Raw genomic sequence first — 2,091 nt, forward strand, 5'->3', positions numbered from 1 at the left:
GCGGCGGCCCCCGCAGCGGCGGCGGCCCCGGCGGCGGTCCCGGAGGCGGCGGCGGTCCCCGCAGCGGCTTCGGCGGCCCGCGCGGTCGCGGCGGTCGCGGCGCCACCCAGGGCGCCTTCGGACGCGGCGGCAAGCCCGCGCGCTCGCGCAAGTCGAAGCGCGCGAAGCGCCAGGAGTTCGAGCAGATGCAGGCGCCCGCACCGGGCGGCGTGTCGATCCCGCGCGGGAACGGCGCGGCCATCCGGCTGCGTCGCGGCGCTTCGCTCAGCGACTTCGCCGACCGCATCGAGGTGAACCCCGCGTCCTTGATCACCGTCCTCTTCGCGATGGGCGAGATGGCCACGGCCACCCAGTCCCTCGACGAGGACACCTTCCACCTGCTGGGGGAGGAGCTCGGCTACAAGATCGAGATCGTCTCCCCGGAGGACGAGGAGCGCGAGCTGCTCGAGCAGTTCGACATCGATCTCGATGCCGAGCTCGCCGAGGAGGACGACGAGGATCGTCTTCCCCGCTCGCCCGTGGTCACGGTCATGGGTCACGTCGACCACGGCAAGACCCGCCTGCTGGACTCGATCCGCAACGCGAAGGTCCAGGCCGGCGAGGCCGGCGGGATCACCCAGCACATCGGCGCCTACCAGGTCGAGGTGGAGCACGAGAGCGAGGACGGTCCCGAGGACCGCGCGATCACCTTCATCGACACCCCGGGCCACGAGGCCTTCACGGCCATGCGTGCCCGCGGCGCCGACGTCACCGACATCGCGATCCTCGTGGTCGCGGCCGATGACGGTGTGATGCCGCAGACCATCGAGGCGCTCAACCACGCCCAGGCGGCGGACGTGCCGATCGTGGTCGCGGTCAACAAGATCGACAAGCCGGACGCGAACCCGGACAAGGTGCGCCAGCAGCTGACCGAGTACAACCTGGTCGCCGAGGAGTACGGCGGCGAGACCATGTTCGTCGACGTCTCCGCCCGCGAGGGTCAGAACATAGACAAGCTCCTGGACGCCGTCCTGCTCACCGCGGACGCCGCCCTGGACCTGCGCGCCAACCCGGACAAGCAGGCCCGCGGCATCGCGATCGAGGCCAACCTGGACCGCGGTCGCGGCCCGGTGGCGACGGTCCTGGTGCAGCAGGGCACGCTCCACGTGGGCGACGCGATCGTCTGCGGCACCGGCCACGGCCGTGTGCGAGCGATGCTCGACGAGCACGGCCAGAACGTCGAGGAGGCGGGCCCGGCCCGCCCGGTGCAGGTGCTCGGTCTGACCTCCGTGCCCGGCGCCGGCGACTCCTTCCTGGTCGCGGCCGACGAGCGCACCGCCCGTCAGATCGCCGAGAAGCGCGAGGCCGCCAAGCGCGCCGCCGCACTGTCGAAGGCCCGCAAGCGGATCAGCCTCGAGGACATCACCAAGTCGATGGCCGAGGGCAAGGTCGAGACTCTCAACCTCATCCTCAAGGGCGACGCGGCGGGCTCCGTCGAGGCGCTCGAGGAGGCCCTGCTGGGTATCGAGATCGACGACCAGGTGCAGCTGCGGATCATCGACCGCGGCGTCGGCGCGATCACGATGAACAACATCAACCTCGCCGTCGCCTCCGACGCCGTGATCATCGGATTCAACGTGCGCGCCGAGGGCCAGAACGCCGAGTACGCGGACCGCGAGGGCGTGGAGATCAAGTACTACTCCGTGATCTACCGCGCCATCGAGGAGATCGAGCAGGCCCTGCAGGGCATGCTCAAGCCCGAGTACGAGGAGGTCGACACGGGGTCGGCGGAGATCCGCGAGATCTTCCGCTCCTCGAAGTTCGGCAACATCGCCGGTTCTATCGTGCGCAGCGGCGAGATCCGCCGCGGTGCGAAGGCCCGCATCACCCGCGGCGGAGTGGTCATCACCGAGGGACTCGAGATCGCCGGTCTGCGTCGCTTCAAGGACGACGTGACCGAGGTCCGCGAGGGCTTCGAGTGCGGCATCAACCTGGGGCGCTTCAACGACCTCCAGAACGATGACCTGATCACCACCTACGAGATGCGCGAGAAGCCTCGCGAGAACACCTCGAAGTGACAGCGCGCGTCGGGCGCCCCGGTCGATCCGGGGC

1 protein-coding gene is annotated in these 2,091 nt (G+C 70.2%); it reads left to right on the forward strand.

The features are described from left to right. Window positions 1–2,057 (forward strand): translation initiation factor IF-2 (infB, locus tag ACFQ53_RS17665; protein ID WP_377862283.1); only part of this gene is annotated, 2,057 nt, incomplete at its 5' end. Window positions 2,058–2,091: the final 34 nt, after the last annotated feature.

Origin of the sequence: Brachybacterium sp. NPDC056505 (assembly GCF_042794925.1) — a bacterium.
GTDB classification, from domain to species: domain Bacteria; phylum Actinomycetota; class Actinomycetes; order Actinomycetales; family Dermabacteraceae; genus Brachybacterium; species Brachybacterium kimchii.